Raw genomic sequence first — 18937 nt, 5'->3', positions numbered from 1 at the left:
GCGACGAAAGTCTCCGGACGAAGCCGACGCCTCAATCGACCGGGAAGATCGCTGCCGGCGCCAGCCCGAGCCCCAGGCCGACGATCAGGCGCAAACGCGCCTTGAGCGGCTGCAGGTTGCCCACCGGCAGCAGACCCTGCGCGATCAGGTCGCTCTCCGCGCCCGCGCCGCGATAGGTGGAAGTCAGCACCGGCCCGGCCGCACAACGGCTGGCGAGCACCACCGGCATGCGCCGGGCCAGCGTCTCCAGCACCTTCGCCGCCGCCGGCGGCACGTGGCCACCACCCATGCCGGCGACCACCAGACCGTCGGCGTAACTGCCCGCCGCCGCGGCGAGGCGGCCGTCGTCGCCGCTGGCCATGGTCAGCAACTCGACCCGATGCGACAGTTCACGCGGCCGGCCCAGTACCGGGCCCGCCGATGCACCCCACAGACGCACGCGGCCCTCACCGACGACGCCGACCGGACCGGCACCGGGACTGGCGAACGCTGCGGGACGGCTGGTGTGCACCTTGGTCACCCAGCGCGCGGCGTGGATCTCGTCGCCGAACACCAGCAGCGGCCCCAGCGCGGCGGCCTCGGCCTGCGCGGCCACCGCGATCGCCGCGGCCAGATTGGCCGGGCCGTCCGAGCCGGCAACTACGCCGGGGCGCATCGCGCCGGTCAGCACCACCGGCAACCGCGCGCCGCACATCAGCGCGAACAGGTAGGCGGTTTCCTCCAGCGTGTCGGTGCCCTGGCTGATCACCACACCGTCCGGCGGCTGCGCGCCGGTCGCCAGCGTCTCGACACACTCCACCAGTTGCAACACGTCGGCCAGCGACATCGCACGGCTCGGCACGGTGAGCGCGTCGATCGCGCTGACTTCGATGCCCGCCGGCAACGTCACCCCCGCCAGCAGTTCGGCGGCACGGCCCATCGGGCGAAAGCGGCCGGCTTCGTCGGCTCGGCCGGCGATCGTTCCCCCGCACGCAATCAGCATCACTCGGCGCATGTCCAGCCTCGTCATTCCAGGTCCAGCCGGGCGCGACGCGGTATCCGGCTTGCAGAGTCGGCCACAGCCAGCGCGATCAGCCGGCCGTTGGCAAAGGCGGCCAGCGGCAGGCCTGCAGGACGAAGCCTCCGCGTCGAGCGCTCGCTACCCCTCGCTGTCCAACGGGCTTGGCGCGCAACCCGCCTTCTGCACGGTGTAACTGACCCCGGCCACGCGCCAGCCGTCGGCGCTGCGCACCAGGCTGAAACTGTCGACGCCGCAGTGGGACAGCTTGCCGTCGAGGTGAAAATCGTACGGCGCCCATACCTGGGCAAGGTTGCCCTGCACCGTCACCTGCGCGTCCCAGATGCGCTCGCGGAACGCTTCCTTGTGCTTGCCCAGCGTCTCCAGGTAGCCGGTGTCGGGTTCGATCTTCACCGTGCCATCGGGCAGCACCACCACGAAACTGGCACCGGGCAGGATCAGCTGACGTGAGGCGTCCACGTCATGTCTTGCCATCGCCGCGAACAACGCATCCACCGCCCCGAGCGCTTCGCGCTGGGAGGCGTCGTAGGGGTCTTTCGCCTGCACGTTGCCGCCAGCCAGCACGAAGTACGCGGCAGCCAGCGTCGCAAGGGTTCTCGTCCGGAGGTTCATGCCAGGGCCTCATGCTGGTTTTCGGCGGTCATCGCCATCACGTCGTCGGCACGCCGGCCCGGCCAGCGTGCGGTACCGGTTTCGCGGCCGGCGCCCGCAGCAACTCTGCCGTATCGAGCAACTGCAGGCCGCCCGCCTGGGCCAGGTGGCCGCGCAGCCAGTAGCCATGCTCGGCGCCCACCAGCACCACGATGCGCTTGCCCGGGTTTTCTTTCGCCGCCCGCAGGATGACGTCCAGGAAATGCCGGTTCCAGCGCTCCCAACCGGTGCGCTCGCCGTCGCCGACCATCGCCTGTTGCAGCTCGTGCTTGGCGTGCAGCACCGCATCGGTCACCGCGTCGTTGACCCGTGCCGGTGACGTCCAGTACGCCTGCAGACCGGTATAGGCGCCGTCGCTGTAGCGGGAAAACGCTTCGGCCTGATCCGGCGCCCGCACGCTGAAATCGTGGCCGGCCTGGATGTACGGTTTGAGGATGTCGCTGTAGACCGGTTCGGCCGGTTCCATCGCATAGACGCGGTAATGGTGGCGGTCGATCAGCGGATAGACGACTTCGGGATATTCCTGCTTGGTCGCCTCCTCCGGGCGCCGCTGCAGGTCGTCCGGCTGCAGTTCCACGCACAGCACGTCCGGCTGCAGTTGCTCGACGGCACGGCCCAGCGCCTCGAACGAATAACCCGGCGTGGTCGCATGCAACTGGTGCAGCGTGACCAGCACGGCCACCTGCGCCGGCGGGGCCTTCGTCGCCGCCAGCGCCGGCAATGCCATGGCCAAAGCCATGGCCAGAACCAGCAGGATCCGCCTGGACATCTCTCGCTCCTCACCCGATGCGTGCGCCGCCACTTTAGGCCCAACGGCCAAGGTTTCGCCCGTGCCGGAAGCCATCCGGAAAACGGCATCGCCGCAGCCGCCGCAAGCTCGCATAGACATTTTCCGCACGAATTCCGGCTAGGCTTCGAAGCCGGCATGACCGCCACGCCAGGCTACGTACCCGCACTTACCCGAATGAACCAACCGCCTTCCCCGCTGCAACCGGGCGCCGACCCTCCCTTCAGCAACGTCATGGATCTCCTGCTCGACGCGATCTGCGTGGTGGACGCCCAGGGCCGTTATGTCTTTGTCAGCGCCGCCTTCGAGCGCATCTTCGGCTACGCACCGCAGGAGGTCATCGGCCAGCCGATGATCCAGCTGGTCCACCCCGACGACCGTGAGCGCACCCTGCAGGCGGCGTGCGAGATCATGTCCGGCCAGGCCAAGCCGCACTTCCAGAACCGCTACGTGCGCAAGGACGGCCGGGTCATCCACGTCATGTGGTCGGCGCGCTGGTCGGAGGCGGACCGGGTGCGGATCGCGGTGGCGCGCGACGTCACCGAGCTCAAGCGCGCCGAGCTGATGCAGGCAGCGCTGCACGCCATTTCCGAGGCGGCACACTCGGCGGAGGATCTGCTGGCGCTGTTCCAGCACATCCACCGCATCGTCGGCGAGCTGTTGCCGGCCAACAATTTCTTCGTGGCCCTGTACGACCCGGACAAGGACGAACTGAGCTTCCCCTACTTCGTCGACGAACACGACCCGCCACCGCCGACGCAGAGCCTGGACTCCGGCACGCTCAGCAGCGAGGTGATCCGCAGCGGACAGGCGCTGCTGCTGACGCCGGACACCCGGGTGGAACTGCCGCCGCGGGTGCGTCCGATCGTCGGCCGGGATCCGCTGGAATGGCTTGGCGTACCGCTTGGCGGGCCGCAGGGCGTGATCGGCGCACTGGTGGTGCAGAGCTACTCCGGCGAAGTGCGCTACACCCAGCAGGACAAGGCGCTGCTGCAGTTCGTCTCCACCCAGATCGCCGCGGCGATCGAGCGCAAGAAGGCCGAGACCCGGCTGCAATATCTTGCCCGGCACGACCAGCTCACCGACCTGCCCAACCGCGGACTGTTCCACGACCGGCTGCGCACCGCGCTGGCCAGGGCCCGGCGCGACCGGCAGCAGCTGGCCGTGCTGTACCTCGACCTCGACCGGTTCAAGCCGGTCAATGATCGCCACGGCCACGACGTCGGCGACTTGCTGCTGCGCGAGGTGGCCGCGCGCATCAACCGGTGCGTGCGCGAGTCGGACACGGTAGGCCGCATCGGCGGCGACGAATTCGTGGTGCTGCTCAACGGCATCGGCCGGCCCGAACACGCCGCCGCGGTTGCCGCGAAGATCCATGCCGCCTTCGAGCAGCCGTTCGAGCTGGCCGGCTGCCGGCTGCAGGTGTCGACGAGCATTGGCATCGCTCTCTACCCCGACCACGGCGAGGACGACAAACAACTGCTGCGGCACGCCGACGACGCGATGTACGACGCCAAGCGACAGGGCGGCAGGCGCACGCTGGTGAGCAGCGCGCCGTAACGGCCCCGCGCGCCGATGCCGCGCAGGCGCCAGGCCAACGCGACACGACCGTCATTGGCGCCTGAATCCGCACTGCTGCTAGGCTCACGCGTGCGTCGCGGCCGCTGCGGCACCGTCTGCCCGCCCCGTTTTCCCCACCGAACTGGAGGCCGACCAGCCATGACACGCCATGTCCGCGGCTGAGTCCTCCGGCGGCATCGCCTTTGCGCTGGAACAGGTGGGCAAGCGCTACGGCAAGGTCCGCGCGCTCGAACGGGTCAACCTGACGTTCCCCGCCGGCACCACCACGGCGCTTATCGGCAGCAGCGGTTCGGGCAAGTCCACCGTGCTGCGCCTGTTGCTCGGGCTGGAGTGGCCGGACCACGGCCACGTCGAAGTCGACGGCCGTGCCCTGCAGCGCAGCGACGTGCTGCCGCTGCGCCGGCGGGTCGGCTACGTGATCCAGGACGGCGGCCTGTTCCCGCACCTCACCGCACTGGGCAACCTGGCCCTGCTGCCGCGCCACCTCGGCTGGAACCGCGAGCGCATCCGCCAGCGCGCGGAGCAGCTCGCCGCACTGACTCACCTGCCGGCCGGCGTGCTGGAACGCTACCCGGCCGAACTGTCCGGTGGCCAGCGCCAGCGCGTGGCGCTGATGCGCGCGCTGATGGCCGACCCCGACGCGCTGCTGCTGGACGAACCGCTGGGTGCGCTCGACCCGGTGGTGCGGCACGAACTGCAGGACGAGCTCAAGCAGATCTTCGACCAGCTCGGCAAGACCGTGATCGTGGTCACCCACGACCTCTCCGAGGCGGCCTGGTTCGCCGAACGGCTGGTGCTGCTGCGCCGCGGCGCCGTGCTGCAGGACGGAACGCTCCGGGACCTGCGCGAGCGCCCCGCCGACGCCTTCGTCAGCCGCTTCGTCGCGGCGCAGCGACGCTTGCCGGAGGCCCCGTGATGCGCTGCCTGCTGAGCGCACTGATCCTGCTGCTGGGCACCTGCCCACTGCCCGCGTCGGCACAGGCCACGCCGGTGCACATCGGTTCCAAGCAGTTCACCGAGTCGGTGATCCTGGGCGAACTGGCGCTGGCCGGTGCGCGCGAGGCCGGCGTCGATGCCGTGCACCGGCGCGAACTGGGCGGCACCAGCATCCTGTGGCGCGCCCTGCTCGAAGGCGAGATCGACGCCTATCCCGAATACACCGGCACGCTCACCCAGGAGCTGCTGAAAGGCGTGCCGGCGAACGCGGACATCGCCACCTTGCGCACGCGGCTCCAGCCGCTCGGCATCGGCATCACCGATTCGCTCGGCTTCAGCGACACCTATGCAATCGGCATGCGCGCCGACACCGCTGCGCGGCTGGGCATCAAGAACATTTCCGACCTGCTGCAGCACCCCGACCTGCGCTTCGGCTTCTCCAACGAGTTCATGGACCGCGGCGATGGCTGGCCCGGCCTGCGCCGGCACTACGGCCTGCCGCAGACGAACGTGAGCGGCCTCGACCACACGCTGTCGTACCGCGCGGTGGCCAGCGGCGCGGTCGACGCTATCGACCTGTACAGCACGGATGCGGAAATCCCCTACTACCACCTGCGCACGCTGCGCGACGATCGCGATTACTTTCCGCGCTACGAGGCGGTCTACCTGTACCGCCTGGCCCTGGAGCAGCGTGCGCCCGCCTTCGTCGGCGTGCTGCACAAGCTCACCGGCAGCATCGACGAGGACGCGATGCGCGCAATGAACGCCCGGGTGAAACTGCGCGGCACCAACGAAAACGTGGTGGCCGCCGATTTCCTCGGCATCCATGCGGACGACCACGACGGCGGCCTATGGCCGCACCTGCTCCAGCGCAGCGCCGAACACGTCAAGCTGGTGGCGATCTCGCTGGGGCTGGCCATGCTGCTGGCGATCCCGCTGGGCATCCTGGCGGCCCGCCTGCGACGGCTGGGCCAGTGGGTGATCGGCCTGACCGGCGTGCTGCAGACGGTGCCATCGCTGGCGATGTTCGTGTTCATGATCCCGCTGCTCGGCATCGGCACCTGGCCGGCGATCGCCGCGCTGTTCCTGTACAGCCTGCTGCCGATCGTGCGCAACACGCACGCCGGCCTGGTCGGCATCGCGCCGGAATTGCGCGAATCCGCCGCCGCGCTGGGCCTGCCGCCCGGCGTGCGACTGCGCCGGGTGGAGCTGCCGCTGGCGATGCGCTCGATCCTGGCCGGCATCAAGACCGCGGCGGTGATCAACGTGGGCACCGCCACGCTGGCGGCGCTGATCGGCGCCGGCGGTTACGGCCAGCCGATCCTCACCGGCATCCGGCTGGACGACATGGGCCTGATCCTGCAGGGCGCGGTGCCGGCCGCGGTGCTGGCGTTGCTGGTGCAGGGTTTGTTCGAACTGGTCGAGCGCTGGCTGACGCCACGCGGGTTGCGGCTCGAAGCGCGCCAGTAGACCGATCTCAGGCCTTCTTCAGGAAGCAGGTCTTCAGCACCAGCCCCTTGATCTTGTCCGAGTTGCCTTCGATGTGTTCGTCGTCGCCGTCGACCAGGCGGATGTTGCGGATCAGCGTGCCCTGCTTCAGCGGGATCGACGAGCCCTTCACCTTCAGGTCCTTGATCACCGTCACCGTGTCGCCGCTGTTGAGCACGTTGCCGTTGACGTCGCGCACCACCGGCGCGGCATCGGCCGCATGCGCGCCCGCCGCGATCGGCCACTCGTGGCCGCAGTCGGCGCAGACGTAGTTGTCGCCATCCGGGTAGGTGTTCTCCATCGCGCACAGCGGGCAGGCGGGGATGTCGGGCATCGGTCGATCCTGGTCGTTCGTCGAGGGCCGCCGATTATACGGGGCCTGCGGCGCGCATCCGGCCGCGGTCGCGCGAATCGCCAACTGGATTATCCTGAACCCCCCTCGCCGAGGTATCCGCCATGTACCGTTTCCTGCTGCTGTTGCTGGCGCTCGTCATGTCCGTTTCGGTTTCCGTCGCCGCCGCGCCCGAGGAAGCCGCACTGGGCGGGCTCGACCACGTCGCGTTCCCGGCGCCGCACCGGGTGGCCTCCGGGCGCCTGCAGGCCAGCGACATCCCTGCGCTGAAGCACGCCGGCATCCGCCAGGTGATCGACCTCAGCCTGGACAGCGAGACGCCCGGCTTCGACGAAGCCGCCGCGGTGCGCGCGGCCGGCATCGGCTATCACAACCTGCCGATCCGCGGCGTCGGTGACCTCACCCGCGCCAGGGTCGTGCAGTTCGACCGCCTGCTGCGCGAGGTCGGCGAGCAGCCGACCCTGGTGCACTGCGCCAGCGGCAACCGGGTGGGCGCGATGATCGCCCTGCGCGCCGCGCTGATCGACGGTCAGCCGACCGACGCCGCGTTGGCGGAAGGCCGCCGCTGGGGCCTGAAAGGCCTGGAGCCGGCCGTGCGCAAACAGCTGCAGGCGTGGTCGAACGGCGCCATCGACGCGCCCGCGCCGCCCGCCCACTGACGCGCCGCGCCCGGCGGCGCGAAAGCCGCGGTGCAAGTGGGGTACCATGCGCGCCTGCCCAAGCTCCCACGGCCCGGCCCTGGACCCGATCCCCGCAACGTCGCCCACCTCCACGCCGCTGCCGCTGCGCGCGGTGCTGCTGATGCTGGGCAGCGCCGGCCTGTTCGCGCTGATGGCGGTCACCATCCGCTTCGCCTCCGCCCAGCTGCACCCGTTCCAGATCACCTTTTTCCGCAGCACGTTCGGCGCGCTGTTCGCGTTGCCGCTGCTGCATCTGCACGGCTGGCAGTTGCTGCACACGCCGCGCTTCGGCTTCTACGTGATGCGCTGCGTGCTCGGCATGGGCGGCATGCTGGCCGGCTTCTGGGCGATCGTGAACCTGCCGCTGGCCGAAGCGGTGGCGCTGTCGTATTCCTCGCCGCTGTTCGTCACCATCGGCGCGGTGCTGTTCCTCGGCGAGGTGGTGCGCCTGCGCCGCTGGAGCGCGGTGGTCGCCGGCTTCATCGGCGTGCTGGTGATCGTGCGGCCCGGCAGCGACGCGTTCACCGCCGGCAGCCTGGTCGCCCTGCTGGCGGCGGGGTTGAGTGGCGCGGTGACGATCAGCATCAAGTCGCTGACCGGCAGCGAGCCGGCCGACCGCATCGTGCTGCTGACCACCCTGCTGTGGGTACCGCTGTCGCTGCCCGCCGCGCTGGCCGTATGGCAATGGCCGCACGCGAACATCTGGCCGTGGCTGGTACTGTCCGGCGCGCTCGGCACCGGCGGGCACTGGTGCTGGACCCGCGCACTGCGCATGGCCGACGCCTCGTTGCTGGCGCCGTTCAGCTACCTGCAGCTGCTGATCGTGGCGGTGCTGGCGTGGTGGATCTTCGACGAAGGCGTGGACCGCTACACCATGGCGGGCGCGGCCATCATCATCGGCGCCAGCCTGTACATCGCCCATCGCGAACACAGCCTGGCACGCCAACGACGCCACGCGTTGCGCGCCGCGAATGCCGAACCGCCGATCTGACGGCCACCCTGCCCTGCGTCGATCACTCTTCGTCGGACCATGCCGGCAGATCCGGCAGATTGGCCATTTCCGCCAGCAGGTCCAGCGGCTCGGGCTCGGGGGGCAGCGTCAACGGCCAGCGGCCGACCACCTCGTATCTGCATTGGCCGAAGAAACTGCGGATCAGCACGAACTCGGACACGCGCCACTGGATCGCCACGACCGATTCCTCGATCGCATCGATGGCCTGGCCGTGCAGCACGGCCACGTGCGGCAGGAAACTGGACACGCCGCTGACCTGCAGGCCTGCGCGCAGCTGCGCCGCGGCCACAGCCTTGCGCAGCTCCAGCGCCGCCGCGGTGGTGGCGCCGTCTGCACACAGCACGAACGGAAACTGCTCGTCGCGGGCGCTGAAGCGCATCGCCGAATCCAGCGTGGCCACGAAACCCTGTGCGCGCACTTCGCCGGCCGCGGCGAGCAGTGCGTCTTCCAGCGGTTGCCGCAAGCCCGCCGGTTTGCCCATCGGGCATAGCGTCAGGTGCAGGTTGTCGACGCCGACCGGCGAGCCGGCAAGCCGGTGCGATTTGCGAAAACGCTCGCCCATGTCGGCGATCGCGCGGCGCGCGGCGTCATCCGGCAGCAACGCAAAAAAATAGTTGATGCCGGCGGCAAGCTCGGCTGGATTCGATGAGATGGGAATGACCGGTGCCTCCACGCAATCACGCCAGTGGCCGAAGCTCGGGCCGAGCAGACCCGAGCTTGCCGGTTGGCGGCGGGACGCACAAGTACCAGGTAGCCCGGCCCACTCAGCGCAGCTGGCTGTCCTTGCTGCCGCGGCGGTTGTACAGGGCGGCGCTGCGCTGTTCCGCATCCTGCGCCGTCTGGCAGGCCACGCACAGGCGCACGCCGGGCACCGCCTGGCGCCGTGCTGCGGGAATCGGCGCATCGCATTCCTCGCAGCGCTCCCGGCCCGGGCCCTGGCGCAACTGCTGGCGCGCCCGCTGCACCGCATCGTTGACGGTGGCGTCGATCTGGTCCTGCACGGCGCCGTCGCCGGCCCAACCGGTTGCCATGGTCTTGCCTCCACAAGTCAGGGGCGCGGGCGGGTCGCTCAGTGCGCCTTCGCCCGCAAGCCCTGGATATATCCAAGCTCGGCCAATGACTTGGGTTCGCCCGGCACGAGTTTCAAGCAGCCCTGGTAGGCCCCGGTCGCCTCGTCGAGCCGATGCAGCTCGACCAGCGCGTAGCCCTGGCCGCGCAAGGCCACGCACTTCAAGCGGGCGGCATCTTCGGGGGTGGCGCCACTGATCCCCGCATCGCCCTCGGCTTCCCGGTACAGGGCCAGCATCTTCTCCCAGTTACCGCTGCGCTGGTAGGTGAACGCAAGTTCGCTCTTGTACTGGCTGTCCATCGGCGACAACGCCAGGGCCTTCTCCAGCTCGGCGCGCGCATCGGCATAGCGGGCCATCTCGCTGTAGGCGTAGCCGCGCGCCCAGTACGCCTGCGCCCAGGCCGGGCCGATCACCTGCACGGGCACGTCGGCCTTGCCGTTGACCGCCTTGGCGCCCATGCCGGCGTAGGCCAGCGCATCGACCAGGCCGCGGGCGCAGAACACCTTGCCCGGCTTGCCCGCGTACATCGTCTCGTACTTGCTGACGACTTCGGTCAGCGGCCCGTCGATCGCCAGCTGGATCTTGCCCGCCTCGATCATCTTCAACGCGTCGAGCACTTTCTGTTCGTCGGCATCGGCAACCTGCTTGCCCGCCTCGTCGAGCGACAGGGTGATGGTACTGTCCGGCTTGACCGCGGCGTGCGGTGCGCAGCCGGCCAGCGTGAACGCGGCGAGCAGTGCCGCGCCGGCGAAGAGTCGTTTCATGGCATTCCCCCGAAATGATGCAGGGCGAGGATAGCCGAAGCGGGCCTGCGTCCATTGGCAGCAGGGCCAGACCGTCGGGAAGTGCCAGAATGGGCCATTCACCCACGCCAGGAGAACGCGTCGTGAGCACGCCATCGCCCGCCACCACCGAGCAGCCTGCGCTGCGCAGCGACGAGAGCGTCGCCAAGCAGCTGTTCCTGGGCAACATCCTGGAAGAGAACCTGTTCCCCTACCCGCAGATACGCGCCCGCGACCGCGAGATGCTGGGCGCGATGACCGACGCAATCGACCAGTTCCTGGCCGACAAAGGCGCCGAGCTGAAGCAGTACGACCGCGACGCCGAACAGCCGGCCGAGTTCATCCAGGCGCTGCGCGAGATGGGCCTGTTCGGCCTGATCATCCCCGAGCAGTTCGGCGGCATGGAACTCTCCAACGGCGCCTACGCCCGCGTGCTCGGCCAGACCAGCAGCCACGACAGCTCGGTCTCGCTGACCATCGGCGCGCACAGCTCGATCGGCATGAAGGGCCTCTTGCTGTTCGGCACCGACGCGCAGAAGCAGCGCTACCTGCCGAGGCTGGCCACGGGCGAGATGATTGCCGCGTTCTGCCTCACCGAATCCGGCGCCGGCTCCGACGCCGCCTCGATCCGCACCAAGGCGACCCGCAACGACGACGGCAGCTGGACGCTCTCCGGCGAGAAGATCTGGATCACCAACGGCGGCATCGCGGATTTCTACACCGTGTTCGCACGCACCGACACGCCCGAGGGCAAGATCACCGCGTTCCTGGTCGAAGCGGCGTGGCCCGGCGTCAGCCACGGTCCGCACGAGGACAAGATGGGCATCCGCGCCTCGTCCACCACCACGGTCGCATTCGCCGACGTGCGGGTGCCGCCGGAAAACGTGCTGGGCCCGGTCGGCAAGGGCTTCAAGGTGGCCATGAGCATCTTGAACAGCGGCCGCACCGGCCTGGGCGGCGGCGCGGTCGGCGGCATGCGCTCGCTGATCCGCCTTGCCTGCGCGCAGGCCAAGGAGCGCAAGCAGTTCGGCCAGCCGATCGCCGAGTTCGGCCTGGTGCGCGAGAAGATCGCGCAGATGACGGTGGACTGCTTCGCCGCCGAAAGTGCGGTGTGGATGGTTGCGCACCTTATCGACGGCGGCGCCAGCGACTACTCGGTCGAGGCGGCGATGAGCAAGGTGTTCGCCAGCGAGGCGGTACAGCGCGCCTCCTACGAGGCGCTGCAGATCGCCGCCGGCAACGGCTTCATGCGCGAGTTCCCGTACGAGCAGATCACCCGCGACACGCGCATCCTGTCGATCTTCGAGGGCACCAACGAGATCCTGCGCCTGTACGTCGCGTTGTCCGGCCTGAAAGGCGTGGGCGCGGGCCTCAGTGAACTGAAGGCCGCCGTCGGCGACATCTTCAACGACCCGATCAAGGGCTTCGGCGTGCTCGGCACGTACACCGGCCGGCGCGTGCGCGAGGCCACCGGCTACGGCATCGACCGCATCGCCCATGAGCTGTCGCCGCGCCTGCGCAAGGTCGCCGCCACTTACGAGAAGTACACGGTGGAGCTGTCCAAGTCCTCCGACGCGCTGCTGCGCCGCTACGGCAAGCAGGTGGCCGACCAGCAGCACGCACAGAAGCGCCTGGCCGACATCGCGATCGACCTGTTCGTGGGCCTGTGCGTGCTGTCGCGTGCCGACGCCCTGGCAAAACAGTCGCACCCGGCCGCCGAGGAGGCCGCCGGCATCGCCGAGATCTTCGCCAGGCAGGCACGCCGGCGCATGGCCCGCAACGTGCGCGGGCTGGAGCGCAACGAGGACGAAGCGATCGAACAGCTGGCCGGCGCGGTACTCGCGCACGACGGCTACCTGTGGGACGTGATCTGAAACCCGCCCAAGGAGAATCTTCCATGAGTACACCCTCCGTCCGCGCCAGCACCGGCAGCGCGCCGTACGCGGTCGATTTCACCGACGACCAGGGCAACACCTGGCGCGCCGACGAGCCGGTCGACGAAGGCGGCGCCAACACCGGCCCGGCGCCGCACCGACTGCTGCTTTCCGCGCTGGGCGCCTGCACCGCGATCACGCTGCAGATGTACGCGGCGCGCAAGGGCTGGCCGCTGCGCCATGTCGACGTCGAGCTCAAGTTCAACCCCGACGGCGCGCCCGCCGCGGGCAACGACATCACCCGCGTGATCACGCTCGAGGGCGAGCTGGATGACGAACAGCGCGAACGCCTGCTGCAGATCGCCAACAAGTGCCCCATCCACAAGGTGCTGACCGGCGGGGTGCGCATCGCCTCCAGCCTCGCGCCGTGACCTTCGGCGCTCCGGCGAAAACCGGAGCGTGGCGTGCTGCGCTCCCCGCTCAGGCCGGGACGCGCGGACGCAGCCACCGCAGCGGTGCCGGTACGCCGCCATGTTCGGCGGTGAGGCCCGACATCACCAGCCGCCGGAACGGCCGCAGCCGCGCGCCGGCGCCCAGCGCCAGCTTGCGCAATGCGCGCGCCGGGCGGCGGTCGTCGGTGTACAGGCCGGCCAGCGCGTTGGTGGCCAGGTACAGCGGCCGCGTGGCCAGCCGCAGGCGGCGTTCGTAGCGCGCCAGCAGCGCCGGTGCGGCGATGGGCTGGCCGGCGGCCCGCGCAGCACGCAGCTCGCGCGCCAGCAGCTCCTGCCCGAGCAGGCCGAAATTGAAGCCGTGCGCGGTGACCGGGTGCATGCCCACCGCGGCGTCGCCGACCAGCGCGAAGCGTTCGGCCACGAAGCGCTTCGCGTACACGCCCACCAGCGGATAGGCGCAGCGCGGGCCGGCCACGGTCATCGTGCCCAGCCGGTGCCCGAAGCGTTCGGCCATCGCCGCCTCCAGCGCCGCGTCGTCCAGTGCCAGCAGCTCGCGCATCGCCGGCGGAGCCAGGGTCAGCACCACCGAAGACGTGTGTGCATCGTGCAACGGCAGCAGCGCCAGGGTCTGGCCGTGGCCGAACCACTCCCATGCCACCTGCCCGTGCGGCACCTGGTGGCGCATGCGCAGCACCAGCATGGTCTTGCCGAAGTCGCGCATCTCCGCGCCGATGCCCATGGCCCGGCGGGTGTCGGAGAAGCGGCTGTCTGCCGCCACCACGAGCTGCGCGCGCAGCGTGTCGCCGTTGTCGAGGCCGACCTCGGCGCCGCCGGCATCGGTACGCACCGCGCCGACCCGCGCGCCGGTGATGCGCTCGACCTCGGGCAGCGTCATCACCTCTTCGTACGCGGCGCGGCGGATCGCATGGTTGGACAGCAGCCAACCCAGTTGTTCCCTGCCGGCTTCATCGTGGCGAAACATCAGGCCGTCGCGGTCGTCGCCGTCGAGCACCATCGCATCGCGCAGGGTGCCGATCTCCTCTTCACGCAGGCGCGCCCACAGGCCCAGCTCGCGCAGCAGGCGCTGCGAGTGGTGGGTGATCGCGATCTCGCGGCCATCGTCGGCCGGCGCGATCAGCGCCGCCTCTTCCTGCCGCTCCACCAGCGCGATGCGCAGGCCTCTGCCGGCCAGCGAACGGGCGAAGCACAAGCCGGCAGGGCCGGCGCCGATGATCACGATATCGAACGACATGCGGAGTACTCCGTGAAACGACACAGGCAGACCAGGCGCCGGCCGGACCGGCCGCGCCGAACGGGATCGGGCAACGCCGTGCTCAGCCGCTGCAGCCGCCGCAGCAGATCGAGGGCAGCTGTACCACCTGCTCCACCGCCACCGGCCAGCCGAGCTGGCGCAGTACCTCGGCCAGGTCCACCGCCGTCATGGCGGCAGATACCCGCAGCACCTGACCGCTCATGTCCAGATCGACCACCGCGGTCGGGTCGAGGTCGAACAGGGCATCCTGCACGACAGCGGGTTCGGGGGATGCGCTGGTCAGCGCGATATGGAATTCCATCGGTTTTCCTTGTTTCACGGGCAGCGCCGGGCGCCCTTGGCCCGATGCTGCGCGGGGTTGCCGCACGCCGCTTTGACGCCGGTCAAGCACCGCGTGGGGCAAATTGCCTCACCGGCGCCCGCATCGGCACCGGTACTCCGGCTTCGCTACCCGCTTCCATGAGGACTTCGTCGGCGCCGAAGGCGCGTCGTTCGGCCTGTCGGTATTCCTGTGCAAAGGCGATGCGATCTTCCAGACCGGGTTCAGCAGCGGCCGCGGCATCGAGCTGCCCACCAGCACCTTCGGCCTGCTCGACGTCACTCGTGGGATCGCCAGGACGCCTGGGAGGATTCACCCGACGGCTGGCCGCAGCAGCCCACCTGGAGCCAGGTGAAACTGCACGACCGGTACTCGCGCGAGTGCCTGCGCCACCACGGCGACGCAACCCGCAGGGCGGGCACGACCTGCCGTTCCCGCCCGTGGCACATCGAAGAGCGGACAGGCCCGGCCTGTCGTGCGGAAGACCAGGCGCGTGCCGGCCCCGGACAACCGTCACCCGCCCCGTTCCCGCGGCTCCCGGCGCAAACGCCTGCCGGCACAGCGCAGACGATGCCGGGCGTGCGTTACACGCCGCGACGACACGGCACTGCCAATACTCTGCGACGCAGCGCCCGAGGGCCAGGGCGCCGGCGTCACCATCCGGGCCCCAATCTGGAGGCAATCATGAAACGGCTGCTCCTCGCGGGCTTCGCGCTCGCGTTGCTGGTTCCTGCGTGCGCATTCGCGCAGGATTCGTTCACCGGCACCTGGAAACTGGACCCGGCCTCGGTGCAACGATCCGGCAAACCGCTGGTGTTTTCGCTCAAGGACGGCATGTACCACTGCAACTGCACGCCGCCGGTCAGCGTCAAGGCTGACGGCGAGGATCACCCGGTCAGCGGGCACGACGGCTTCAACACGGTCGCCGTCAAGGTCGTCGACGACCACGCCATCCAGGAAACCGACAAGCAGGACGGCAAGGTCGTGTCCACCAGCACGTTCACGGTGGCGGCCGACGGCAAGACCGCCACCAGCGAGTTCACCGATTACCACGACGGGGTCGCGACCGGCGGCACCAAGGCCACGTTCAAGCGGGTCGGCAAGGGCGCCCCGGGATCGCACGCGGTTGCCGGCTCATGGCAATTCGGCCGCGGCATCAGCGCCAGCGGCGGCATCTCCAGCAATACCTACAAGGTTGCCGGCAACGACATCAGCTACAGCGACGAGTCCGGCAATTCCTATACCGCAACGATCGACGGCAAGGCCGTGCCGCTGATGAACCACGGCAAGCAGGACGGCACCGTGTCGGTGAAACGGCTGGGCAAGCTGACCCTGCGCGAAACCTACCAGAAGGACGGCAAGACCACGCTGACCAGCACGATGGTCGTGTCGGCCGACGGCAAGTCCATGAAGACGACCAACCACAGCGAACCGTCCGGCCGCACCACGACGTTCGTTTCAGACAAGCAGTAAACCATCGGGAACCGCCACGCGGTCGTCGCCGCGTCGCGGGAAACCACGGGAAGGCCACGCTGTCGTGGCCTTCCCGCGCCACGACAGGGACCGCCGGCGCGCCGCACCTGCCGCGGCGCTGCCCGCCGCTACCAGCGGGCGATCACTCGGCCGGCACCGCCACCGCACGGCGCGCCCGGCGCCCCTTCCACAGGTATCCGATGCCCAGCAGCACGAACCACACCGGGCTGGCGATCAGCGCCTCGCGGGTATCCGGCTGCAGGCTCAGCAGCACCAGCACGAACACGAAAAACACCAGGCAGGCCCAGCACATGAACACGCCGCCGGGCATCTTGTAGATGGAGACCTCATGCAAGTGCGGGCGCTTGCGCCGGTAGGCCATGTAGGCGAACAGGATCAGCGACCACACGAACATGAACAGCACCGCGGACAGCGTGGTGATCAGGGTGAACGCGGTGATCAGGTCGGGGATCAGGTAGATCATCGCCGCGCCCAGCAGCAGGCAGAAGCAGGAGAACAGCAAGCCCAGCGACGGCACCGCCGCGCGCGACAGCCGCGCGAACGTCTTCGGCGCATGCTGCTCCTCGGCCAGGCCATAGAGCATGCGGCTGGTGGAGAAGATGCCGCTGTTGGCCGAGGACGTGGCCGAGGTCAGCACCACGAAGTTGATCAGGCTGGCCGCCGCCGGGATGCCGGCCAGCACGAACAGCTCCACGAACGGGCTCTTGCCGGCTTCCACCAGGCGCCACGGCGTCACCATCATGATCGCGACCAGGGCCAGCACGTAGAAGATGATGATGCGGATCGGGATCGAGTTGATCGCCTTGGGCAGGTTGCGCTTCGGGTCGGCCGTCTCGGCAGCGGTGGTGCCGACCAGCTCGATGCCGACGAAGGCGAACACTGCGATCTGGAAGCCGGCGAAGAAGCCGCTCATCCCCTGCGGGAAGAAGCCGCCGTCATTCCACAGGTTGGCCACGGAAGCCTTGTGCCCGCTCGGCGAGGTGAAGCCCCAGGCGACCAGCGCGAAGCCGGTGGCGATCAGCGCGATGATCGCCACGATCTTGATCAGCGCGAACCAGAATTCCATCTCGCCGAACAGCTTCACCGTCACCAGGTTCAGGCCGAGCAGCAGCAGCACGCACAGCACCGCGGGGATCCACGGCGCCAGTTCGGGAAACCAGAACTGCGTATAGGCGGCGATCGCGATCACGTCGGCGATCGCGGTGATGACCCAGCAGAACCAGTAGGTCCAGCCGCAGAAAAAGCCGGCCCACGGCCCGAGCAGGTCGGTGGAGAAGTCGATGAAGGACTTGTACTCGAGGTTGGACAGCAGCAGCTCGCCCATCGCCCGCATCACGAAGAACAGCATCACGCCGATGATCAGGTAGACCAGCAGGATCGACGGCCCGGCCAGGCTGATCGTCTTGCCCGAGCCCATGAACAGGCCGGTGCCGATCGCGCCGCCGATGGCGATCAGCTGCAGGTGCCGGTTGGAAAGGCTGCGCCTCAGGTGTTCGGGGTGTTCCAGCGATGCGGTCATGCGGCGCGCCTTGTCATGGAAAGCGGCCAACATACCGAAAAGCGCGCGCCGCATCCATGCGGTACGCGTCGCCCTTCGCCGTGGTCCGGCTCAATGCTGCCCACGCGGCTTCGCCGGCAGGCTGCGCAAGTAGGCGTACAGCGCGCCGATCTCCTCGTCGGTGAGGAAGCGGGTCACCCGCACCGGCATGTAGTCGGTCTTCATGGCCCGGCCGCCCGGCGCCACGCCGTCGCGCAACGCCTTCTTCAGGTCAGCCTCGCTCCAGTTCGCCAGGCCACTCGGGTCCGGCGTGAGGTTGGCCGCATCGGGCCAGTCTGGCGGCGTGCCGGGAATATGCCCGCCGGAGAAACCCTTGCCGTGGCAGCCGGCGCAGGCGGTGGCGAGGTAGGCGCCGTAGGCGGCGGTGGGGCCGGCCACGGGCGGCTCGCTGCGCTGCACGGTGTGGTCGACGATCTCCGCCGGCAGCAGCGGCACCTTGCCGGCCACGAACAGCACGCGTCCGAGCGGGCCGACCCGGTTCGCCGGCAGCGTGCGCTGCACCGCCGGCACGCTGTGCAGGTAGGCCAGCAGGTCGCCCAGGTCCGCGTCGCCGAGGTGGTTGAACTCCTGCGCCGGCATGAACAGCAGCGAGCGCCCGTCCGGCGCCACGCCGTGGCGGATCGCGCGGACCCGGTCCGCGTCGCTGAGCTTGCCGCCCGGCCCGGCCGGCGTGAGGTTGGTGCCCGACAGGCGGGCGAACAGCGGGTCGTCGATGAAGGTGGCACCGCCAAGGTCGGCGCCGTGGCAATCCTTGCAGCCACGGATCGCGGCCAGGTGGCTGCCCCGCTCGACCGCGGCCGCATCGGTGGGCACCACCGGCACCACCGGATCGATCCGGTACACCTTCGCCATGCGCCGCTCGCTCAGCACATAGGCCGCGAGCGACACCGCCACCAACAACACCAGCACGGCGGCCAGCAGGCGGCCGAGCCATTTCCACGCCCTGCGCATAAAGCCCCCTTCCCCATCTCCCCATGCGGAAGCGCGCAGGCTAGCGCGATGTCAGGCGCCGCGCCATCGGAACCGAGGGCCGGCGCTCGGGGCGCCGCCCGGGTGCCGCTTGTTCGTACTCGGTAAGCAAGCTAACGCCTGAATCACGCCGAGCCGCCGAGCGGCGTCGGCTTGGACGAATTGCCGGGCCTCGGCCGAGTACTCCACAAGGCCGGGGCCACGGCAAAGAACACCAGCGAGACTAGATAAACGCTGCCCGAAACAGGATCGCGGGAGGCGACATATTGGCCAGGCGACCGGGCTCCAAGGAAAAGCGCAACGGCCAGTTCCGCTGCCACCAAAAGGGCAAGAGCGACCAGGCCGACCGAAAGGCGCTCGAAACGGGTAAGGGTTGGATTGCGGTGCACGAGACGGCGCGAGGCCCATACGATGACTGCAAGCATGACCGGCATTTCGATCAGCTCGGCTATGCGTACACCGAATACCGGCACCAGGAAGGGGATTCGGATGAAGGCAAGAGCGAAGCCGGCACTGAACACCAGCAGGAAGTAAACGAACGCGAGCTTCGAAACGCGCATGAATCCGACGTCCCCCCGCTGAACGAATGAGGTCTCCGGGCGCGGTTTATACCCTGGTCCGAGCCAGCATCACCGGCTCAA

20 protein-coding genes are annotated in these 18937 nt (G+C 69.3%); 8 read left to right on the top strand and 12 right to left on the bottom strand.

The annotated features are described in order from the left end of the window. Window positions 1-31: 31 nt before the first annotated feature. The 3 genes from R5H19_RS12635 to R5H19_RS12625 form a co-directional block, all read right to left on the bottom strand. A complete protein-coding gene (locus tag R5H19_RS12635; RefSeq protein ID WP_318159351.1) occupies window positions 32-994 on the bottom strand; it encodes an asparaginase in 963 nt (320 codons plus the stop codon). Between the two features lie 144 nt (window positions 995-1138). Next, complete coding sequence (locus R5H19_RS12630; protein ID WP_318159350.1) at window positions 1139-1630, bottom strand: nuclear transport factor 2 family protein; 492 nt, start codon at window positions 1628-1630, stop codon at window positions 1139-1141. Window positions 1631-1667: 37 nt separating this feature from the next. Continuing rightward, complete coding sequence (locus tag R5H19_RS12625; protein ID WP_318159349.1) at window positions 1668-2438, bottom strand: hypothetical protein; 771 nt, start codon at window positions 2436-2438, stop codon at window positions 1668-1670. A 195-nt stretch (window positions 2439-2633) separates the two neighbouring features. Between R5H19_RS12625 and R5H19_RS12620 the strand changes: the two genes are divergently transcribed. The 3 genes from R5H19_RS12620 (at window position 2634) to R5H19_RS12610 (ending at window position 6443) form a co-directional block, all read left to right on the top strand. Continuing rightward, window positions 2634-4016, top strand: coding sequence for a diguanylate cyclase (locus tag R5H19_RS12620; RefSeq protein ID WP_318159539.1), 1383 nt, complete (start codon window positions 2634-2636; stop codon window positions 4014-4016). Between the two features lie 169 nt (window positions 4017-4185). Continuing rightward, the gene (locus R5H19_RS12615; RefSeq protein WP_318159348.1) at window positions 4186-4953 is read left to right on the top strand and encodes an ATP-binding cassette domain-containing protein; all 768 of its coding nucleotides are present in this window, start codon (window positions 4186-4188) and stop codon (window positions 4951-4953) included. Further along, window positions 4950-6443, top strand: coding sequence for a glycine betaine ABC transporter substrate-binding protein (locus R5H19_RS12610; protein WP_318159347.1), 1494 nt, complete (start codon window positions 4950-4952; stop codon window positions 6441-6443). The genes R5H19_RS12615 and R5H19_RS12610 overlap by 4 nt, the downstream gene beginning before the upstream one ends. 7 nt (window positions 6444-6450) lie before the next feature. On the opposite strand, the gene R5H19_RS12605 is transcribed toward R5H19_RS12610, so the two are convergent. Continuing rightward, on the bottom strand, window positions 6451-6795 hold the full coding sequence (locus R5H19_RS12605) for a zinc ribbon domain-containing protein YjdM (RefSeq protein WP_318159346.1): 345 nt from the start codon (window positions 6793-6795) through the stop codon (window positions 6451-6453). 122 nt (window positions 6796-6917) lie between these two features. On the opposite strand from R5H19_RS12605, the gene R5H19_RS12600 reads away from it, so the two are divergent. Together R5H19_RS12600 and R5H19_RS12595 are read left to right on the top strand one after the other, a co-directional pair. Further along, window positions 6918-7472: a sulfur transferase domain-containing protein gene (locus R5H19_RS12600; RefSeq protein WP_318159345.1), complete on the top strand. Its 555-nt coding sequence runs from the start codon at window positions 6918-6920 to the stop codon at window positions 7470-7472. 46 nt (window positions 7473-7518) lie between these two features. Then, window positions 7519-8484, top strand: coding sequence for a DMT family transporter (locus R5H19_RS12595; RefSeq protein WP_318159344.1), 966 nt, complete (start codon window positions 7519-7521; stop codon window positions 8482-8484). A 22-nt stretch (window positions 8485-8506) separates the two neighbouring features. Here R5H19_RS12595 and R5H19_RS12590 read toward each other — a convergent pair whose 3' ends face one another. From R5H19_RS12590 to R5H19_RS12580, 3 genes are all read right to left on the bottom strand, one after another. Beyond that, the gene (locus R5H19_RS12590) at window positions 8507-9178 is read right to left on the bottom strand and encodes a 2'-5' RNA ligase family protein (protein WP_318159343.1); all 672 of its coding nucleotides are present in this window, start codon (window positions 9176-9178) and stop codon (window positions 8507-8509) included. A gap of 91 nt (window positions 9179-9269) precedes the next feature. Further along, window positions 9270-9536 carry a DksA/TraR family C4-type zinc finger protein gene (locus tag R5H19_RS12585; RefSeq protein WP_318159342.1) on the bottom strand — a complete coding sequence of 89 codons (267 nt, stop codon included), beginning with the start codon at window positions 9534-9536 and terminating at the stop codon, window positions 9270-9272. 38 nt (window positions 9537-9574) lie between these two features. Next, a complete protein-coding gene (locus R5H19_RS12580; protein ID WP_318159341.1) occupies window positions 9575-10339 on the bottom strand; it encodes a hypothetical protein in 765 nt (254 codons plus the stop codon). Window positions 10340-10461: 122 nt separating this feature from the next. On the opposite strand from R5H19_RS12580, the gene R5H19_RS12575 reads away from it, so the two are divergent. Both R5H19_RS12575 and R5H19_RS12570 read left to right on the top strand, forming a co-directional pair. Next, on the top strand, window positions 10462-12231 hold the full coding sequence (locus R5H19_RS12575) for an acyl-CoA dehydrogenase family protein (RefSeq protein ID WP_318159340.1): 1770 nt from the start codon (window positions 10462-10464) through the stop codon (window positions 12229-12231). A gap of 23 nt (window positions 12232-12254) precedes the next feature. Beyond that, complete coding sequence (locus R5H19_RS12570; RefSeq protein WP_318159339.1) at window positions 12255-12662, top strand: OsmC family protein; 408 nt, start codon at window positions 12255-12257, stop codon at window positions 12660-12662. 49 nt (window positions 12663-12711) lie between these two features. Here the strand turns inward: R5H19_RS12570 and ubiM are convergent, their stop codons facing one another. Beyond that, window positions 12712-13935 (bottom strand): 5-demethoxyubiquinol-8 5-hydroxylase UbiM, encoded by a 1224-nt coding sequence (gene ubiM / locus R5H19_RS12565; protein ID WP_318159338.1) that lies wholly within the window; start codon window positions 13933-13935, stop codon window positions 12712-12714. A gap of 82 nt (window positions 13936-14017) precedes the next feature. Next, window positions 14018-14257 carry a hypothetical protein gene (locus R5H19_RS12560; protein WP_318159337.1) on the bottom strand — a complete coding sequence of 80 codons (240 nt, stop codon included), beginning with the start codon at window positions 14255-14257 and terminating at the stop codon, window positions 14018-14020. A gap of 702 nt (window positions 14258-14959) precedes the next feature. Between R5H19_RS12560 and R5H19_RS12555 the strand changes: the two genes are divergently transcribed. Further along, window positions 14960-15748 carry a hypothetical protein gene (locus tag R5H19_RS12555; RefSeq protein WP_318159336.1) on the top strand — a complete coding sequence of 263 codons (789 nt, stop codon included), beginning with the start codon at window positions 14960-14962 and terminating at the stop codon, window positions 15746-15748. Between the two features lie 142 nt (window positions 15749-15890). Here R5H19_RS12555 and cycA read toward each other — a convergent pair whose 3' ends face one another. From cycA to R5H19_RS12540, 3 genes are all read right to left on the bottom strand, one after another. Beyond that, on the bottom strand, window positions 15891-17288 hold the full coding sequence (cycA, locus tag R5H19_RS12550) for a D-serine/D-alanine/glycine transporter (protein WP_318159335.1): 1398 nt from the start codon (window positions 17286-17288) through the stop codon (window positions 15891-15893). Window positions 17289-17378: 90 nt separating this feature from the next. Then, window positions 17379-18278, bottom strand: a complete 900-nt coding sequence (locus R5H19_RS12545) for a cytochrome c (RefSeq protein WP_318159334.1) — start codon at window positions 18276-18278, stop codon at window positions 17379-17381. A 143-nt stretch (window positions 18279-18421) separates the two neighbouring features. Next, window positions 18422-18856: a hypothetical protein gene (locus R5H19_RS12540; protein ID WP_318159333.1), complete on the bottom strand. Its 435-nt coding sequence runs from the start codon at window positions 18854-18856 to the stop codon at window positions 18422-18424. Window positions 18857-18937: the final 81 nt, after the last annotated feature.

The organism is Rhodanobacter sp. KK11 (genome assembly GCF_033345435.1).
Classification (GTDB): domain Bacteria; phylum Pseudomonadota; class Gammaproteobacteria; order Xanthomonadales; family Rhodanobacteraceae; genus Rhodanobacter.
This window is presented reverse-complemented; position numbering and strand designations above follow the sequence as displayed.